Annotated in this window: 15 protein-coding genes; 14 read left to right on the top strand and 1 reads right to left on the bottom strand. The window is 53.2% G+C overall.

What is annotated here, in order from left to right; all coding sequences use genetic code 11:
* Nucleotides 1-56: 56 nt before the first annotated feature.
* From PsWM33_RS14260 to rpmG, 10 genes are all read left to right on the top strand, one after another.
* Nucleotides 57-1,016 carry an aspartate carbamoyltransferase catalytic subunit gene (locus PsWM33_RS14260; protein ID WP_082827010.1) on the top strand — a complete coding sequence of 320 codons (960 nt, stop codon included), beginning with the start codon at nt 57-59 and terminating at the stop codon, nt 1,014-1,016.
* An 11-nt stretch (nt 1,017-1,027) separates the two neighbouring features.
* A complete protein-coding gene (locus tag PsWM33_RS14255; RefSeq protein ID WP_063300658.1) occupies nt 1,028-2,332 on the top strand; it encodes a dihydroorotase in 1,305 nt (434 codons plus the stop codon).
* A gap of 126 nt (nt 2,333-2,458) precedes the next feature.
* Complete coding sequence (gene plsY, locus PsWM33_RS14250; RefSeq protein WP_063297873.1) at nt 2,459-3,076, top strand: glycerol-3-phosphate 1-O-acyltransferase PlsY; 618 nt, start codon at nt 2,459-2,461, stop codon at nt 3,074-3,076.
* A 5-nt stretch (nt 3,077-3,081) separates the two neighbouring features.
* Nucleotides 3,082-4,275: a DNA-processing protein DprA gene (gene dprA, locus PsWM33_RS14245; protein WP_063297874.1), complete on the top strand. Its 1,194-nt coding sequence runs from the start codon at nt 3,082-3,084 to the stop codon at nt 4,273-4,275.
* A gap of 535 nt (nt 4,276-4,810) precedes the next feature.
* Nucleotides 4,811-7,606, top strand: coding sequence for a type I DNA topoisomerase (gene topA, locus PsWM33_RS14240; protein WP_063297875.1), 2,796 nt, complete (start codon nt 4,811-4,813; stop codon nt 7,604-7,606).
* A gap of 142 nt (nt 7,607-7,748) precedes the next feature.
* Nucleotides 7,749-10,016 (top strand): ribonuclease R, encoded by a 2,268-nt coding sequence (gene rnr / locus PsWM33_RS14235; protein WP_063300657.1) that lies wholly within the window; start codon nt 7,749-7,751, stop codon nt 10,014-10,016.
* Between the two features lie 49 nt (nt 10,017-10,065).
* A complete protein-coding gene (locus PsWM33_RS14230) occupies nt 10,066-10,482 on the top strand; it encodes a DUF983 domain-containing protein (protein WP_057463365.1) in 417 nt (138 codons plus the stop codon).
* A 3-nt stretch (nt 10,483-10,485) separates the two neighbouring features.
* Entirely contained in the window at nt 10,486-11,247 is a 762-nt protein-coding gene (locus PsWM33_RS14225) for an NUDIX hydrolase (RefSeq protein ID WP_063297877.1), read from the top strand.
* 224 nt (nt 11,248-11,471) lie between these two features.
* Nucleotides 11,472-12,653: an MFS transporter gene (locus tag PsWM33_RS14220; RefSeq protein ID WP_063300656.1), complete on the top strand. Its 1,182-nt coding sequence runs from the start codon at nt 11,472-11,474 to the stop codon at nt 12,651-12,653.
* A 163-nt stretch (nt 12,654-12,816) separates the two neighbouring features.
* Nucleotides 12,817-12,984: a 50S ribosomal protein L33 gene (rpmG, locus tag PsWM33_RS14215; RefSeq protein WP_008552972.1), complete on the top strand. Its 168-nt coding sequence runs from the start codon at nt 12,817-12,819 to the stop codon at nt 12,982-12,984.
* 982 nt (nt 12,985-13,966) lie between these two features.
* Here rpmG and PsWM33_RS14210 read toward each other — a convergent pair.
* Nucleotides 13,967-14,338 (bottom strand): response regulator, encoded by a 372-nt coding sequence (locus tag PsWM33_RS14210; RefSeq protein WP_063300655.1) that lies wholly within the window; start codon nt 14,336-14,338, stop codon nt 13,967-13,969.
* A 153-nt stretch (nt 14,339-14,491) separates the two neighbouring features.
* Here PsWM33_RS14210 and PsWM33_RS14205 point away from each other — a divergent pair, with 153 nt between their 5' ends.
* The 4 genes from PsWM33_RS14205 to PsWM33_RS14190 are packed head-to-tail and all read left to right on the top strand — an operon-like array spanning nt 14,492 to nt 17,287.
* Nucleotides 14,492-14,797 (top strand): DUF3572 domain-containing protein, encoded by a 306-nt coding sequence (locus tag PsWM33_RS14205; protein ID WP_057463369.1) that lies wholly within the window; start codon nt 14,492-14,494, stop codon nt 14,795-14,797.
* Entirely contained in the window at nt 14,784-15,464 is a 681-nt protein-coding gene (locus tag PsWM33_RS14200; protein ID WP_063300654.1) for a hypothetical protein, read from the top strand. The genes PsWM33_RS14205 and PsWM33_RS14200 overlap by 14 nt, the downstream gene beginning before the upstream one ends.
* Nucleotides 15,465-15,510: 46 nt before the next feature.
* Entirely contained in the window at nt 15,511-15,933 is a 423-nt protein-coding gene (locus PsWM33_RS14195; protein WP_063300653.1) for a hypothetical protein, read from the top strand.
* A gap of 55 nt (nt 15,934-15,988) precedes the next feature.
* Complete coding sequence (locus tag PsWM33_RS14190) at nt 15,989-17,287, top strand: DNA polymerase IV (RefSeq protein ID WP_063297882.1); 1,299 nt, start codon at nt 15,989-15,991, stop codon at nt 17,285-17,287.

Here is a 17,287-nt window from a genome sequence, read left to right as displayed (position 1 = left end):
ATACATCTGTTGAGCTCTTTACGAACTCGGTGTTTCTGCCTATAGAAGGGTCTTCGATGAGCAAGAAAACCACACATCGATCCTCAGCGTTCCCGCATCGCCATCTCCTCGGTATCGAGGGATTGCAGCCTCCCCACATTAATTACCTTTTGGACCTTGCCGACGAAGCCGTCGAAGTCTCCAGACAGGTAGAAAAGCAGAAAGCTGTTCTGCGTGGGCGAACGCAAATCAACCTCTTCTTTGAGGCTTCCACCCGCACCCAATCTTCTTTTGAGCTTGCAGGCAAGCGCCTGGGCGCGGATGTTATGAACATGTCGGTCTCCACCTCTTCGGTGAAAAAGGGTGAAACCCTGATCGACACAGCAGCAACCCTGAACGCCATGCGCCCTGATTTACTGGTTGTTCGCCACCACGCCGCTGGAGCAGTCCACCTGCTGGCCCGCAAAGTCGGCTGCGCAGTCGTCAACGCTGGCGACGGCCCTCACGAACACCCAACTCAGGCTCTGCTGGATGCCTTGACCATCCGCCGCCACAAAGGAACCCTCGGCGGCCTGACAGTAGCCATCTGCGGCGACATCCGCCACTCCCGCGTCGCACGCTCCAACATCATCCTTCTCTCCAATATGGGAGCCCGCGTGCGTGTCATAGCTCCCTCTACACTACTGCCCTCTGGTATTCATAGTATGGGCGTCGAAGTATTCACAGACATGCGCGAAGGACTAAAGGGCTGCGACATCGTCATGATGCTGCGTTTGCAACGCGAGCGTATGAGCGGTGCGTTTGTACCATCTGTTCGTGAGTATTTCCGTTACCACGGTCTGGACTCGGAAAAACTCTCCTATGCCAAACCTGATGCTCTGGTCATGCACCCCGGCCCTATGAACCGTGGTGTCGAGATCTCAGCAGAAGTTGCAGATGGTCCGCAAAGTCTGATCCGCGAGCAAGTGGAGATGGGCGTTGCCATTCGCATGGCAGTGCTTGAAGCTCTTGCCCAAAACCTTCCTGACAACCACTAGAGGACACGCGCATGTACAAGAATGTAAACCCGCTGGTCCTGACAAACGCCCGCATCATCGACCCAGCAAAAAATGTTGATGAAGCAGGTGCAGTGATTGTACAGGACGGCACCATTCTCGCCGCTGGTGCAGAGGCTCTCAATCAAGGTGCTCCAGATGGAGCAAAAACCGTTGACTGCCACGGTGCTGTCGTCGCACCCGGTCTCATAGACATGGGCGTCAGTGTAGGCGAACCCGGCGCAGAACACCGCGAAACGCTAGAAAGCGCCAGCCGCGCAGCAGCCGTTGGCGGTGTAACCACCATCCTCACCAGCCCCAACACGGACCCGGTGATTGATGATCCTGCACTAGTGGACTTCATGCTCCGCCGCGCCCGTGACACGGCTATCGTCAACGTCCATCCAATGGCTGCTCTCACAAAGGGGCTTGCTGGCAAGGACATGAGCGAGATCGGTCTGCTCAAGGAAGCCGGCGCCATCGCCTTTTCCAACGACAGACTGCCAATCACCAACTCCTCCGTTCTGGTCCGTCTGCTGACTTATGCCCGCGACTTCGACGCGCTGGTGGTTCATCAGGCACAGGATAAGGATCTGGCAGGCTCCGGCGTCATGAACGCAGGTCTACGCGCTTCATGGCTGGGTCTGGGAGGTATCCCACGCGAGGCTGAGTTCGTCGCAATCGAACGCGATATGCGCCTCGTTGCCATGGCAAAAGGCAAGTATCACGCACGCCTGATCTCTTGTCCGCAAAGCGCTGAAGCCATCCAGAAAGCGAAGAACGACGGGCTCAATGTCACTGCAGGCATCTCCATCAATCATCTCACGCTCAACGAAAACGACATCGGCCCCTACCGGACCTTCCATAAGATGTCGCCACCGCTGCGCACGGAAGATGATCGTCAGGCCATGGTAAAAGCACTGGCAGATGGCACAATCGACATCATTATGTCCGATCACAACCCACAAGATGTGGAAACTAAGCGTCACCCCTTTGCAGAAGCCGAATATGGTGCTTTAGGGCTTGAGACAATGCTTGGAGCTGGAATGCGCCTCGTTCTGAATGAGGACATCTCACTTTCCAAACTGCTTGCAACAATGACCTGCAATCCAGCGCACCGTCTTGGTCTTCCTGCTGGTCGCCTCACAAAAGGCGCTCCAGCAGACCTGATCGTGTTCGATCCGCAAAAACCATGGATCGTAGAAAAAGATAAAATCCGCTCGCGCTCAAAGAATACCCCTTTTGAGGACGAAACTTTGACAGGTCGGGTTTTGACAACCATCGTTGCAGGCGGCATCCTAGATCACGACGCAATTTAACGTGTAGCTCTGAACCAGCCCACGAGGCTTTGGCACAATGCACGCGATACGATAATGTTTTAAAGCAGTATGCTCATCCGCGAGGACAGGCATACTGCTTTAATATTCAACTACTGGAGAACACCCGTGCCTGATCCAATCAGCTGGTCCCTTGATTTACCCTACTATCTGGCTGCATTGGCCTTTGGCTACCTATTAGGCTCCATTCCGTTTGGCCTGCTCTTTACAAAAATGGCAGGTCACGGCGATATCCGAAACATCGGATCCGGCAACATTGGCACCACCAATGTCCTGCGTACCGGCAGCAAGAAACTCGCAGCCCTCACTCTGCTGTGTGACGCGCTCAAAGGCACCGTTGCTGTCGTACTTGTGTCTCTTTACATGGGCGGTGAAGCAGCATTAATCGCAGGTCTCGGCGCGTTCCTTGGTCACCTTTTCCCGGTCTGGCTCAAGTTCAAAGGCGGCAAAGGCGTTGCTACTTACATCGGCATCCTGCTCGGCATCTTCTGGCCGGTTGGCGTCATCTTCATCGCCATCTGGATTGCGACTGCCTACATCACTAAGTTCTCATCCCTGTCAGCACTGGTAGCAAGTCTTGTCACTCCCTTTATTCTGCTGGCTTTCGATCAGTGGCAAATTGCGCAAATGATGGGATTACTCAGCATATTGCTATGGGCAAAACATCACGAGAACATTGCCCGCCTGCTGAAAGGCAAGGAAAGCAAGATCGGTTCCAAGGGATGATGTAAATGGAGACAGCCACCAAAAGCCGGGCACCACACCTAAGTGACACCCAGCGGCTTGCGTGGCTTCGCCTTATCCGCTCTGAGAATGTCGGGCCAAGAACATTTCGGGAGCTTTTCAACCATTTTGGCTCAGCACAAGCGGCACTTGATGCCCTGCCAGAGTTATCCCGAAGAGGCGGTAAGAAAACTTATCGCCTTTTTTCTATGGACAAGGCCGAAGCCGAATTGGCATCCCTCTATAAAATGGGCGCACGCCTCATAGCCATGGGCGAGCCCGCCTATCCTCCCCTTCTCAGACACATTGATGCACCCCCACCTCTTCTCGCGGTTCGAGCCCGAGAGCCGTTGCAACAAGAGCTCACTGGCACGCAAAAGACGCTTGCGATCATCGGCGCCCGCAATTGTTCGGTCGCCGGAGCAAAGTTTGCATCAAAACTGGCTGGAGACCTTTCTGCAGAAGGTTTCACAATCATCTCAGGTCTGGCACGGGGCATCGACAGCGCAGCGCATCAGGCCGCTCTCACGTCTGGAACCATCGCAGCCTTTGCCGGAGGCATCGACACCATCTACCCAAAAGAAAATATGGAGCTTTTTGCAAAGATGATCGCAGCCAACGGAGCAGCCATCAGCGAAATGCCCATGGGCTGGAACCCGAGAGCTCGGGATTTCCCCCGCCGCAACCGCCTAATCTCCGGAATGTCATTAGGTGTTATCTTAATTGAAGCCGCAGAAAAATCGGGATCTCTGCACACCGCCCGATATGCGCTGGAGCAAAATCGAGAGATATTGGCCGTGCCGGGTTCTCCTCTGGATCCCCGGTCAGTCGGCGCCAACAAACTTATCCAGCAAGGCGCTGCACTCATTCAATCCACTGACGATATTCTGGAGATCATGGAACCCAAAATCTCTATGTCCCTGCCACTTCATCAGGGGATTGACGAACCTGCCATGGGCTGGCCAGCATTGGAGCAGGCAGATACAGACGAGACCTCAAACCCACTCAATGCCAAAGAACAGGACAGACAGGCCGTCATCGATGCACTGAGTGAGACACCCATAGATCAGGATGAACTTCTGCGATTTACCGGTGTCACCTTACAGACCCTTCAACTCATCCTGCTGGAGATCGAACTGGCCGGACGCTTGGAGCGGCACAAACCCAACAAGCTTTCTTTGATACATTCTGACAGAGCGTGACAATTTTGCGTCTTAGTCGGTTTAGTTGTTTTTGAGATCCAAGTCCTCAATCTCAACAGGGTCCGGTAATCCACTGGATTGAGCTTGCGCTTCTTTTTGAGCCAGAAGCAATAAGTACCTCAGCAGGTCGAGCCTCTGCGATCGCGCCATGTCACTCAATTCACGACACATTTTGGCGCAGTACTCTGCTACGTCACGTGTTTCGATTGTTCTGTCATTTTTCGGCAACGGGTAATTACGCAAGCTTTTTAACCTTCTTATGCAACCATGACACAAGCCTCAGATGGTAAAAAGCGCTTTGCAATCTGAGGGTTACAGCAAGCTAAGTCATTACCTTAGGTTGCTTACATTAGCAAGCGCAACCAAAATATGACCCAAGGAAAATTAAGGGAGTGGCTTTTCCGCTCTTGACCAATTGATCTGAAAAGGCCATTTGACAGCCGCGAAGTCATCCGAGATTGTGTCGGTTCGACTCATAAAACGGTTTTTGATTTATCAATTCCAAGACGAGATTTACGCGAAAGCCAGGAAATCAATGAACGTAGTCATTGTGGAATCACCGGCGAAAGCCAAGACCATCAATAAATATCTGGGCAAGGACTATATAGTTCTGGCGTCCTACGGCCATGTGCGCGACCTGCCTCCAAAGGACGGCTCCGTGCTGCCGGACGACGACTTTGCCATGTCTTGGTCTGTCGATTCCAAATCTCAAAAGCGCCTGTCGGATATCGCCAACGCGGTGAAGGAGGCTGACCGCCTTATTCTCGCAACTGACCCCGACCGCGAAGGAGAGGCCATTTCTTGGCACGTCTTGGAAGTTTTGAAAAAGAAACGCGTCCTGAAGGATAAGAAGGTCGAGCGCGTGGTATTCAACGCGATCACCAAGAATTCCATTCTGGAAGCAATGAAAAATCCGCGCGAACTGGATGTGCCGCTTGTCGACGCGTATCTGGCTCGTCGTGCACTCGACTATCTCGTGGGCTTTACGCTCTCTCCGGTTTTATGGCGCAAGCTGCCAGGTGCCCGCTCCGCAGGCCGCGTGCAATCCGTTGCGCTGCGCCTTGTGTGTCAGCGCGAGAACGAGATCGAGACATTCCTCTCTCAGGAATACTGGTCCATTCTGGCAAACCTAAACACACCGGAAAACGCGCCGGTTCAGGCACGCATCACTAATTTTGACGGTCAGAAGATTACGCGCCTCGACATTAAGAACGAGCAGGAAGCCACAGCGATCAAGCAGATGCTTGAAGGTGCGAGCTTCTCTGTCAGCAATGTTGAGAGCAAGCCACAACGACGTAATCCATACGCACCATTCACCACCTCTACCCTTCAGCAGGAAGCTTCCCGTAAGCTCGGCTTTGCAGCAGCACGCACCATGCAGGTTGCGCAAAAGCTTTATGAAGGCGCGAACATCGGCGGTGAAACCACTGGTTTGATCACCTATATGCGTACCGATGGTGTGCAGATCGCTCCGGAAGCAATTCAAAGCGCGCGCGCCGTTATCGGCTCCCGTTATGGGGACGAGTACGTTCCTGAAAAGCCACGGGTGTATACCTCCAAAGCCAAAAACGCTCAGGAAGCGCACGAAGCGATCCGCCCGACTGACTTGTCCCGTCACCCACGGGACATGGCAAAGTTCCTCGACGAGGACGGCGCACGCCTTTACGAGCTGGTCTGGAAGCGTACCATCGCCTCTCAGATGGAATCTGCTGTACTGGAGCGCACCACTGTTGATATCGAAGCTGCAAACGGCGCCAAGAAAGCTGCCCTGCGCGCATCTGGCTCTGTTGTCCGTTTCGATGGCTTCCTCACCCTTTATCAGGAAGGTAAAGATGATGAGGAAGACGAGGAAAGCAAACGCCTGCCGCCAATGACGAAGGGCGACAGCCTCGGCCGCAAAGGCATTGAAGCCAACCAACACTTCACAGAACCTCCACCACGCTTCACCGAAGCAACACTGGTGAAGAAGATGGAAGAGCTGGGGATTGGTCGCCCGTCCACCTACGCCGCAACGCTGCAAACTCTGCGCGATCGCGAATACGTAGATCTGGACAAGAAACGCCTGATCCCACAGGACAAAGGTCGTCTGGTAATTGCATTCCTTGAAGACTTCTTCAATCGCTATGTGGAGTATGACTTCACTGCAAGCCTTGAAGACCAGCTCGACAAGATCTCAGCTGGCGATCTGGAATGGAAGGCCGTCTTGCGTGACTTCTGGAACCCGTTCCACGAAATTTGTGATGAGGTGATTAAGCGCTCCAACACGGAAGTGTTGGATGCCCTGAATGAAACCCTCAAAGCACACGTCTTCCCAGACAAGGAAGATGGCTCTGATCCACGCAAGTGCCCGAAATGTGAAACCGGTCGCTTGTCATTGAAAGTCTCCAAATTCGGCGCGTTTGTTGGTTGTTCCAACTACAACAAAAACAAGAAAGACGGCAAAGAACCAAACGAAAATCCGCCACATTGTGATTATACACGTCAGCTCACCTCAGGCGGTACATCTGATGCGGGCGCAGCAGCAGACGGACCTCAGGTTTTGGGCATTGATCCGGAAACCGGTTTGGAAGTCTCCTTGCGCACAGGCCGTTTCGGCCCATATGTACAGCTAGGTGAAGAAGCTAAACCAAAGCGCTCGTCCCTGCCACGTGGCTGGAGCACTGCTGATCTGGATCTGGAGAAAGCCCTTCAGTTGCTTTCCTTGCCACGTGAAGTTGGCACCCATCCAGAAGATGGCAAGACCATTTCCGCAGGCCTGGGCCGTTTTGGACCGTTCGTGCTACATGATGGCACCTATGCCAATCTGGACAGCCCGGACGAAGTCTTCTCCGTCGGCATCAACCGCGCCGTAACCCTGCTTGCTGAAAAGCGTGCCAAGGGCGGAGGCCGCGGAGCTGCCGCAAAACCACTCAAAGAACTGGGTGACCACCCCGATGGCGGCGCCATCAACGTATACAGCGGTCGGTATGGCCCCTACGTAAAATGGGAAAAGATCAACGCAACCCTTCCAAAGGACGTTGCACCAGAAGCTGTCACGTTGGAACAGGCAACAGAGCTTGTAAACGCTAAGGCAGCAACAAAAGGTAAGAAGAAAGCGCCTACCAAAAAGGCAGCTGCAAAGAAAACAACGGCCAAGAAAGCAGCGCCCAAAGGGGCACTGAAAGAACTTGGCGATCATCCGGATGGTGGAGCGATGGAGCTGCGCGACAGTGGCCGCCTCGGCGTTCGGATCAAATGGGGCAAGGAGTTCACCTCCCTGCCAAAAGGAACAGACCCGGAGACGGTAACCCGCGAACAGGCAATCGAGCTGATCAACGCGAAGAAGGATTAAGATCCCCCGTTACTCTCCGGACAACGAAACATAAGGGCTTCCGTTCATCGGGAGCCCCTTTTCGCGGCATAAAAGCCGCACTGGATGAGATACATTGAGCCGAAAAAAGGCCACTGAAAAAAGACACAAGGGACCGGCAGAAATGCCATCCCGCGAAGACATTCTGAAGTTTATTGCCGACAATCCCGGCAAAGCTGGTAAACGCGAAATCGCCCGCCATTTTGGTATCGTCGGCGCCGCGCGCATCCCCCTCAAACGAATGCTGAGAGATTTGACTGAAGCTGGTCATCTCGAAAAACGCCGGAAACGCATGTTGCGTCCAGGCGATCTTCCTCCTGTCTTTGTTGTAAAAATCACGAGCAGAACTGCTGACGGTGAGCTCCTCGGCATCCCGATGAACTGGGATGAAGAGCATGGAGAGCCACCGAACGTTCTCGTCTTGTCGCAAAAGAACAAAAACAAATTCAACCCCGTCCCAGGCATCGGCGACCGCGCCCTTGTGAAACTGCTGGACGATCAGGATGGATCGCCCGAAGCCAAACACGTCGTGCGCGTGATGAAGCGTCTGGAGAACCAGGACACCGACGTCCTTGGCATCCTGCGCATCAACAAAGCAACCAAAGCAGCAACTCTGGAACCAGTTGACCGCAAACAACGCGCTGTCGACCTGGATCCGCGCGAGCTGATGGAATCTGAAGACGGTGACCTCGTAAAGATCGAAGTCCACAAAGTCGGACGATACGGCACACCGCGTGGCCGCATCGTCAAACGCTTTGGGTCCACAACCTCAGAAATGGCTGTCTCCGAAATCGCATTGCACACACAGGGTATTCGTAATGAGTTCCCAGGAGCTGTCATTGCTGAATCGGAAAACATCAAGCCTGTTGGCCACAAGGGCCGTGAAGATTGGCGTGACATCCCGCTCCTCACCATCGACCCTGCGACAGCAAAAGACCATGATGATGCGATCTATGCTCAGTTGGACAACAGCCCGGAGAATGAAGGCGGCTGCATCGTTTACGTCGCAATTGCAGACGTCGCAGCCTATGTCACACCGGGCTCCCCTATGGATAAGGAAGCACTGTTGCGCGGCAACTCAGTCTATTTCCCTGACCGCGTAATCCCGATGCTGCCTGAGCGCATCTCTAACAATCTGTGCTCCTTGCGCGAGAACGAAGACCGCCCATCCATCGCAACTCGGATGGTCTTTGACAAGAACGGCAAGAAAACATCCCACTCGTTCCATCGCGTCATCATGCGCAGCGCGGCTAAGCTCTCCTATCAACAGGCCCAAAAAGCCATTGAAGGCGTGACAGACGACAAAACCGGCCCGCTGCTGGAACCGGTTCTTGAGCCATTGTGGGCTGCCTATGAGATCCTAAAGCGTGGCCGAGACAAACGCCAGCCGCTGGAACTCGACATCCCGGAACGCCGTATTCTGCTGAAAGAAGATGGCACGGTTGACCAGATCGTCGTTCCTGACCGATTGGATGCGCACAAACTCATCGAAGAGTGCATGATCCAGGCGAACGTTGCAGCCGCAGAAGAGCTTGAGAAGCGCAACTCTGCCCTGCTCTATCGTGTGCACGATGCGTCGACACCGGAAAAGCTGGAGAATCTGAGAGACTTCCTCTCCACGCTAGACGTCAAACTGCCTCACATTGGCGGCCTGCGTCCTTCTGTGTTCAACAACATTCTCGACAAGTTCAAAGACACTGCAAGCGCAACCATGGTGTCAGAGGTCGTGCTGCGTTCGCAGGCACAAGCGGAGTACAATGCCGAGAACATCGGACACTTCGGCTTGAACCTCCGACGTTATGCACACTTCACATCCCCTATTCGCCGCTATGCAGATTTGATAGTGCACCGCGCACTCATTCGTGCACTCGGCCTCGGGGATGATGGCTTGCCATACGGCATCGAAGAGAAGCTACCTGCCATTGCAGCAGAGATTTCTGCGGCAGAACGACGGGCAATGCTAGCTGAACGCGAAACCATTGACCGACTGATTGCCCTGTACCTTTGCGAGAGAATTGGGGCTGAATTCTCTGGGCGAATTGCCGGAGTGACCAAATCTGGCCTGTTCGTCAAACTGCTACAAAATGGCGCAGACGGCTTCATTCCTGCATCTACCATTGGTATGGATTACTACGAATATGTAGAATCGGCTCATGCCCTCGTGGGCAGAGCAACTGGTGAAACCTACCAACTTGGTGACGCAGTGCAGGTCAAACTGGTGGAAGCCGCCCCATTTGCGGGCTCTTTACGGTTTGAAATGCTCACAAAAGGCAAATCCAAGGGCGAAGCAGCGGGACGGGTTGCTAAGCACAAGGGTTGGCAAGCAAGAAACAACAGCAAGCCAAAAGGTTTACGCCGGTCAAAAAACGGAAATAAGCGGAAGCGTACATAAAAAGAACGTGCGCTCCCCTGCATTTACGGGACGGAAAAGGCAGGTATAAATGAATACCCATCAAGATCGGAATACCGGAGAAGCGGTGCTGCGTGGCATGCGCTGCAAATGCCCTTCCTGTGGCATTGGCTCTGTCTTCGACGGTTACTTGAGCGTGAAACAGTCCTGCGACAACTGTGGTGAAGAACTTCACCACCACCGCGCAGATGATGCTCCGCCCTATTTCACTATCTTTATCGTTGGTCACGTCGTCGTTGCGCTGGCCATGTGGGTAGAGATGGCCTACGTGCCGCCTATGTGGCTCCACATGGCCGTCTGGCTGCCTTTAACCATCATCATGTCTCTGTCTCTCCTGCGCCCAATCAAGGGCGCCTTGGTTGGTTTGCAATGGGCACTACGTATGGATGGCTTTGCAACTGCCGGCAAAGCACCTAGTTTTGGCCCAACACGCGCCAATCAGAGGTAAGGAATGTCCACGGAAGACCTGACGAAAGAAGTCAAAGTTGAGCGAGCGGAAGAAAACAACAACCCGGCCGCTCAGCCTTTGAGGCCAAAAGACGCCTCCACACTGCTTATTCTGGATCGCAAGGACGATGGCTCCCTGCATCTGTTGATGGGCAAGCGTCACATGGCGCACAAGTTCATGCCTGGCAAATTCGTGTTCCCAGGTGGCCGTGTCGATTCTGAAGACAGCCGCGTAAGATATGTGCGCGACTATCATCCAGATGTTCTCGCCAAACTCAACTACGACAAAAAGCAGATCAAGACTGAAAGCCGCCTGCGTGCGCTGGCAATTGCTGCCATTCGCGAAACCTACGAGGAGGCAGGCCTGTTTGTTGGCCGCAAAACCGAAGGCGAAAGCGAACCAGCTGGTCCGGGCTTTGAAGCTTTTGACGAACTGGGCATCCTGCCGGATCTTGAGCCACTTCGCTACGTTGCCCGTGCAATCACCCCTCCAGGCAGGACCCGTCGCTTTGATGCACGTTTCTTCGCTGTTTGGGCGGACCAGATTGCGCACAAGCTGGAAACCGGCATTGGACCAACAGAAGAGCTGGAAGAGCTCCAGTGGCTGCCAATTGAGCAGTGCAAAAAGCTGGACTTGCCACGCATCACTCTGGCTGTCCTGACAGATCTTGAAAATCGCCTTGCCAAAGACCCGGATCTTTCTCCAGATGGCCCCGTGCCATATTACTACTGGAAGAACGACGGCTTCGCGCGCGAAGAAATTTAATTCTGATTATCCAAGGCGCAACAAACATATATCGCCACGATACTATGTGTTGCGCCTTGCACTTTTCCTGATAGAAGCATTTAGAGCGTTTCCCCGAAAGCAGATCTGTTTTTCGGACAAGAACACGCATGAAACACGGCTTTAGAACATGACGCGTGAATGTATATAAGCGCAAAATGGACGAAAGCACCTGCTCGTAACGAGCTTGAAACGCAGTTGTGTAAATGCTTCAGACATCGGGCACTTTAGCCAATTCCCTCTCACCGAAACAGATTCGCGGCATCATTGCGGCTATCGCGGCGATCACAGCTGTTGGCCTTTCCCTGTCCGCAAGCCTGCCTCTGCTTGCACTCACGCTTGAGTATCGCGGTGTCAGCGACACATGGATCGGCATCAACACCGCATTCTCCGGCGTTGCCTCCATTGTTGCGACTCCAGTCGGCCCATACCTTGCACGCAAACTGGGCACACCCCAGGCGCTCCTGATCAGCCTGTTGGTCGCTGGCTTCTCCCTGCCCTTCTTTTTTGTGTTTGAAAACTTCTGGGCATGGTTTCCACTCCGTCTGCTATTCCACGGCGCAACAACCTCTGCCTTCATCCTCTCCGAGTTCTGGATCAACGCACTGGCACCTTCAAAGCACAGAGGCTTCCTCATGGGCGTTTACGCCACTGTGCTGGCGCTTGGCTTTGCCTCAGGGCCTCTGGTACTTGCATTTGCGGGCACAACAGGCGCACTCCCATTCTTGCTGGCAAGCGCAGGCATCATTATTGCAGCCTTACCTGTGTTGATCGGCTTCAACGCTGCGCCGAGAATCGAAAGTGAAGCAACCTCAAAGCTCTATGCATTTTTGTGGATAGCCCCAGCTGCCACATTCGCCGGATTTGTCTTCGGAGCTGTGGAACAATCAGGCATATCATTGCTTCCTTTGTTCGGCCTCAAGATTGGCCTGACAGCGCAAACTGCGACCCTGCTCGTCTCTGCAATGGCTGCCGGCAACATGGTACTCCAGATCCCACTGGGGCTGCTCTCTGATCGCATGAACCGCCGTCACCTGCTGATCTATTGCGGAGCTTTTGGTGTGATCGGCGCACTACTTATGATCCCGCTCTCCGGCAGTTTTTATGGCATCTGTGCTCTTCTCTTTGTCTGGGGCGGCGTCGTGGCCGGGCTTTATACAGTTGGCCTCACACACCTTGGTGCGCGCTTTGATGGGGCTAACCTGGCTTCCGCCAATGCAGCCTTCGTTCTCATGTATTCCGTTGGCCAGTTGGTGGGCCCTGCCAGCACCGGACTTGCTCTTTCCGCGTGGGGTGCGGACGGACTACCACTGGTATTTGCAGGATTCTTGGGCGCATATGTAATTATATGCCTGATAAGGGGGACAAGACTCGGCTCAGCGCCCTAATGCATCTTGACTTTAGCCCTGTGATTAGTAATGTGCGCGCTGAATTCCCAAAGTTTCCCCGGAAGCGCACCCTACCCGAAGCGAAGGTGTGAGGGTGCCACCGGGACAAACAAAACAACCGGCCACTTCTTAAAAAGGCCGAAAACAGACAGGATCCTTAGCGATGGCCAAGGCGACCACCATTAAGATCAAGCTGCAGTCCACTGCGGACACCGGCTACTTCTACGTGACCAAAAAGAACTCCCGCACCATGACCGAAAAAATGGTGAAGCGTAAATACGACCCAGTCGTAAAGAAGCACGTTGAGTTCAAGGAAACCAAGATCAAGTAAGTCTTGGCTTCATCTGAATTTTCAAAAAAGGCGTTTGCAATCTGCAAGCGCCTTTTTTGTATGCATACTCAAGAGCGCACCCTCACAGCACTCAAACGCAAGTAAGAATCGCTAACTTAACCCTCCGATGACAACCCGCCTGCGAGCCTGAACCACTCAATTGTTAGGGGTAGACAACATTTCCTCACACAAGAGGAAGTCGACTGAGTATAGTCCACTCAACACGGTCAATTCCGCTTCAAATTCAATGAGAACTGACCATCACGATCACTTTGACACATAAGAAAACTGCCCAGACTGAATGACCCATCACACCGGTTACACGCCTCAGGCAACCTCTCCGCACACCAACTCTGGCATTGACGTACAGAATCCAGCGCAAACAGCGCCAGATGCACAAGCATATGCTTGCGAGCGTCAACCCTTAGAGATTTGGAAGAAGTGGTGGCCGGCGAGAACCGGATGACACGAGGAGGCCACTCAGAACCCGCTTACTCGCCGGCCAACCCCACGGACCCAGGAGATGCGGCGGACCTGAGCGCTCCGTAGGGAAACTATGAAGCAGTATTGCCGGGGCTTATTCAATCAACCAAAGGCCAATACTGCAATTTTGCAGTCAATAATTTCATGAAGCTGATGATTTCGTATATCACCATCGCAACATTTACGACTTTAGTAAAGCTTTAAGCTAATTGCGCTCCTGAAAATGGAGGGGATTCTTCACCTATACACAACAAAAGGAAAGAAACCGTCGATTATCAAGAGGCATACGCACAGAAACCCGACAGTTCCCGCAAGACTCACTCGGTGATTTCATCTAGTTTCAAAGACCTACGACTTTTGATGAGAGTCTTTCACTCAATGAAAACTGGTAAGATCAAACAGATTACTAAAGCTTTGCTTTCTGAGGATTGGCAAATCCACAACTTCTAGCTGAGCACAATTTACCAATTAACCACAATCACAACTAATCACGGTTGTATTATGTATCCTTCAGGAACCCTGAGACCGTCTCCAGGAAGCTGCCAACAGAGATTGGTTTGGAAATGTAAGCCTCACACCCGCCCTGGCGAATGCGCTCCTCGTCCCCCTTCATGGCAAAAGCAGTCACCGCGATCACAGGAATGATCTTTAAGTCATCATCCTCTTTGATCCATTTGGTCACTTCAAGCCCTGAAACTTCAGGCAGCTGGATATCCATCAGGATCAGATCCGGCTTATGTGCACGAGCGAGCTCAAGCGCTTCCATGCCATTGCGACATTGCAAGGTCGCGTATCCATGAGCTTCAAGCAGATCGTTAAACAGCTTCATGTTGAGTTCGTTGTCTTCAACAATCAGCACGGTCTTTTGCATCAGTTCAGTCCTGCACAGAATGCCGCCCCAAAAATGGTTTAGCCATAAATAAAGGTGTGGTGCAGCCGCGTTACGACTGGCATTGGGACAAGTCCCACACTAAATTTCCTGCTACATAGTTAATTCGGATTCGTTTCAGAAAGGCAAACACCAATGAATTTAGGCAAAACCGGCAGTTTGACCGAAGATACTGCACAGGAAATTGCAATTGGTGCCCTTACATTTCTTGGCAGCGAGCCTGAACAGCTCGGTCGCTTCCTGTCTTTAGCCGGGATCGGGCCTCAAGAGATTCGCGATGCGGCAGCCGAGCCGGGCTTCCTGGCAGGCGTCCTTGAATTCCTGATGCAGGACGAGCAACTACTGCTCGCCTACACAGAAAGTGTCGGCGTTCGCCCAACCATGATTGCTGCTGCCCATCTTAAACTTGCTGGAGGCGTAGATTTCCTTGCCCAACATTGAGACCGCAAACGCAAGCGCATTGCAGCAAATCAAAGAGATAGAAAAACGCGACCACCCGCTTCTCATCTGCGACGTGGACGAAGTCCTACTGCAGTTCATCCCGCACCTTGAGCGTTTCATGAAAGATCATGGCATTTCCTTCAAGGAAACCGCCTACCGCCTCAAGGCAAACATGGTCTACACGCAAACAGGTGAAAATCTGACAGACGATGCTTGCATGGCAGTCATTCATAACTTCTTCGAAAGCGAAGTCGGCAAACAGGAAGCCGTCCCGCATGCAGCTGAACAGCTTGAGCGCCTGTCAAAGCTCTGCGACATCGTCATCCTGACCAATCTGCCCGGCAGCCACAACAAATCCGCCCGCGAAAATCTTCTCACACGCCTTGGTATGGACTACCCGCTTGTCACCAACGAAGGCCCAAAAGGCGGAGCTGTCGCCGCTCTGTGCGCCGAACGGGGGCATCACCCAGTCATTTTCATTGACGACAGTCCGACCAATATTATCTCCGTCGGCAAAAGCACCCCTCACGTTCAGCTCGTACATTTCATTGCCGATTCACGCTTCTTCGCAACCGCTGGAGATCTGCCCAACGTTGCCCTAAAGAGCAATTGCTGGAAAGAAACAGGCGATTTTATTGAAAATCTGCTGGTCGCTGCGGTAAGGTAAGCTCACAGCTGTAAGTGAACCTTTCACAAAACCAGAGAATCCAAGCGTGGAACAACTTTCAAGCACGACCCTCCAGTATTTTCTGGAGCGTTTCGGACATTTAAGCGGAGCGATATTGCAAAGTGCCCTGTTCATCACCTCTGGGGTATCCGGTGGCCCTGGCTCCATGCTTCTGGAGTTTGCAGCACGAGACTCCCAACGCCCAGCAACCTCTCCGCAAGGTGCCATCAGCAAGCTGAGGATCAGGATCGAAGAGAGCCTGGAGTTCAATCTCCATGAACCGGGCGGCGGGACTTACACCACGATCAAACACCCCATTGTCGGCATGTTTTTGCAAGACAAGTTTTTCCTGAACTTTGATCCCGTCAATTCAAAAGACTGGACCATCGAGGAATGGGACAAAGACCAGATGCGCAAATCAGTGTTTTATGTGGCTGGTGCGCGAATTTCCTGGGAGATTGAGGACTAGGTCATGCTACAGACCCAGCATCTGACATCCGAAAACAACCCAAGGCCTGGTTTCCATGGCAACTGAGGCCACAGCACCTCTAAAAGCACTCTGCAGAGACTGTACACACAGGTTTCGGGCAGACCTGACGCGCTGCCCCAAATGCGGCAGCCCGCGCATCCTTGCCCACGCAGAACTGGATACACTCGAAATCGCGCATATCGACTGTGACGCGTTTTATGCCTCCGTCGAAAAGCGTGAGAACCCAGAGCTGGCAGATCGCCCTGTCATTGTCGGCGGTGGCCAACGCGGCGTTGTCTCCGCAGCGTGTTACATCGCCCGCATTTACGGCGTGCGCTCTGCCATGCCTATGTTCAAAGCTCTTGATGCCTGCCCGGATGCCGTTGTTATCAAACCGCGCATGGATCTGTATTCTCACGTTGGCCGCCAAATTCGCGAAGAGATGGAAAAACTCACCCCACTTGTCGAACCCCTGTCCATTGATGAGGCCTTCCTGGACCTCTCCGGCACACAGAGACTTCATGGCGCGACACCAGCTGAACTACTCGTCCAGTTAGTGAACAAGATCCAGACAGAATTCAGGCTCTCAGTCTCCGTCGGCCTCGCCCCCAACAAGTTCCTCGCCAAAATCGCCTCAGACTTGGACAAGCCCCGTGGCTTTTCTGTCATTGGCGATGCGGAGAAGAAAGAATTCCTCGCCAAACAACCAACCAGTGTCATCTGGGGCGTAGGCAAGGTATTTCAGGGCAAGTTGGAACGGGACGGCATCAAAACCATCGGCCAGCTACAACTCAAAGACCCGACAGACCTTGCCCGCAAATACGGCGCCATGGGCCTTCGCCTCGCGAAGTTGTGTCAGGGAGAGGATGACCGGCACGTCTCCTCAAACAGAGGCGCAAAAAGCATCAGCGGCGAAACCACATTCAACACAGATGTCTCTGACGTCACTCAGCTCTCAAAAAGCCTTTGGACGCTGACTGAAAAGGTCTCCTACCGCACCAAAAAGGCAGAAAAATCCGGCAGGTCCGTCACGCTGAAACTCAAGACAGCCGACTTCAAAACCATCACCCGTTCGCGCATGCTGCACGATCCCACCCAGTTGGCCGACAAGATCTTCCGCACAGCAGACGATCTGCTGCACAACGTGGCTGACGGCAAAATGCGGTTCCGTCTCATTGGCGTAGGGATTGGAGATTTAGGTCCGGCAGATCAGGCCGACCCGGAAGACCTGCTGGACGAGCAGGCGGAAAAACGAGCCAAAGCAGAACGGGCAATGGATGCCTTGCGCGGAAAATTTAAAGACAGCTCAGTCGTCTCTCTTGGCCGCTCCATAAAAGCACCCAGCAAGCGTTGA

This window comes from Pseudovibrio sp. WM33, from assembly GCF_001623165.1.
GTDB lineage: Bacteria > Pseudomonadota > Alphaproteobacteria > Rhizobiales > Stappiaceae > Pseudovibrio.
Note: the sequence above shows the minus strand (reverse complement) of the source record. Positions and strands in the feature narration are given on the sequence as shown.

Bases quoted from the DNA above. Each gene is read 5' to 3' on its own strand.
- topA (WP_063297875.1), top strand. From the start codon at position 4,811: ATGAACGTAGTCATTGTGGAATCACCGGCGAAAGCCAAGACCATCAAT.
- PsWM33_RS14225 (WP_063297877.1), top strand. From the start codon at position 10,486: ATGTCCACGGAAGACCTGACGAAAGAAGTCAAAGTTGAGCGAGCGGAA.
- PsWM33_RS14205 (WP_057463369.1), top strand. From the start codon at position 14,492: ATGAATTTAGGCAAAACCGGCAGTTTGACCGAAGATACTGCACAGGAA.
- PsWM33_RS14220 (WP_063300656.1), top strand. From the start codon at position 11,472: ATGCTTCAGACATCGGGCACTTTAGCCAATTCCCTCTCACCGAAACAG.
- PsWM33_RS14230 (WP_057463365.1), top strand. From the start codon at position 10,066: ATGAATACCCATCAAGATCGGAATACCGGAGAAGCGGTGCTGCGTGGC.
- dprA (WP_063297874.1), top strand. From the start codon at position 3,082: ATGGAGACAGCCACCAAAAGCCGGGCACCACACCTAAGTGACACCCAG.
- PsWM33_RS14210 (WP_063300655.1), bottom strand. From the start codon at position 14,338: ATGCAAAAGACCGTGCTGATTGTTGAAGACAACGAACTCAACATGAAG.
- rpmG (WP_008552972.1), top strand. From the start codon at position 12,817: ATGGCCAAGGCGACCACCATTAAGATCAAGCTGCAGTCCACTGCGGAC.
- PsWM33_RS14255 (WP_063300658.1), top strand. From the start codon at position 1,028: ATGTACAAGAATGTAAACCCGCTGGTCCTGACAAACGCCCGCATCATC.
- rnr (WP_063300657.1), top strand. From the start codon at position 7,749: ATGCCATCCCGCGAAGACATTCTGAAGTTTATTGCCGACAATCCCGGC.
- PsWM33_RS14190 (WP_063297882.1), top strand. From the start codon at position 15,989: ATGGCAACTGAGGCCACAGCACCTCTAAAAGCACTCTGCAGAGACTGT.
- PsWM33_RS14260 (WP_082827010.1), top strand. From the start codon at position 57: ATGAGCAAGAAAACCACACATCGATCCTCAGCGTTCCCGCATCGCCAT.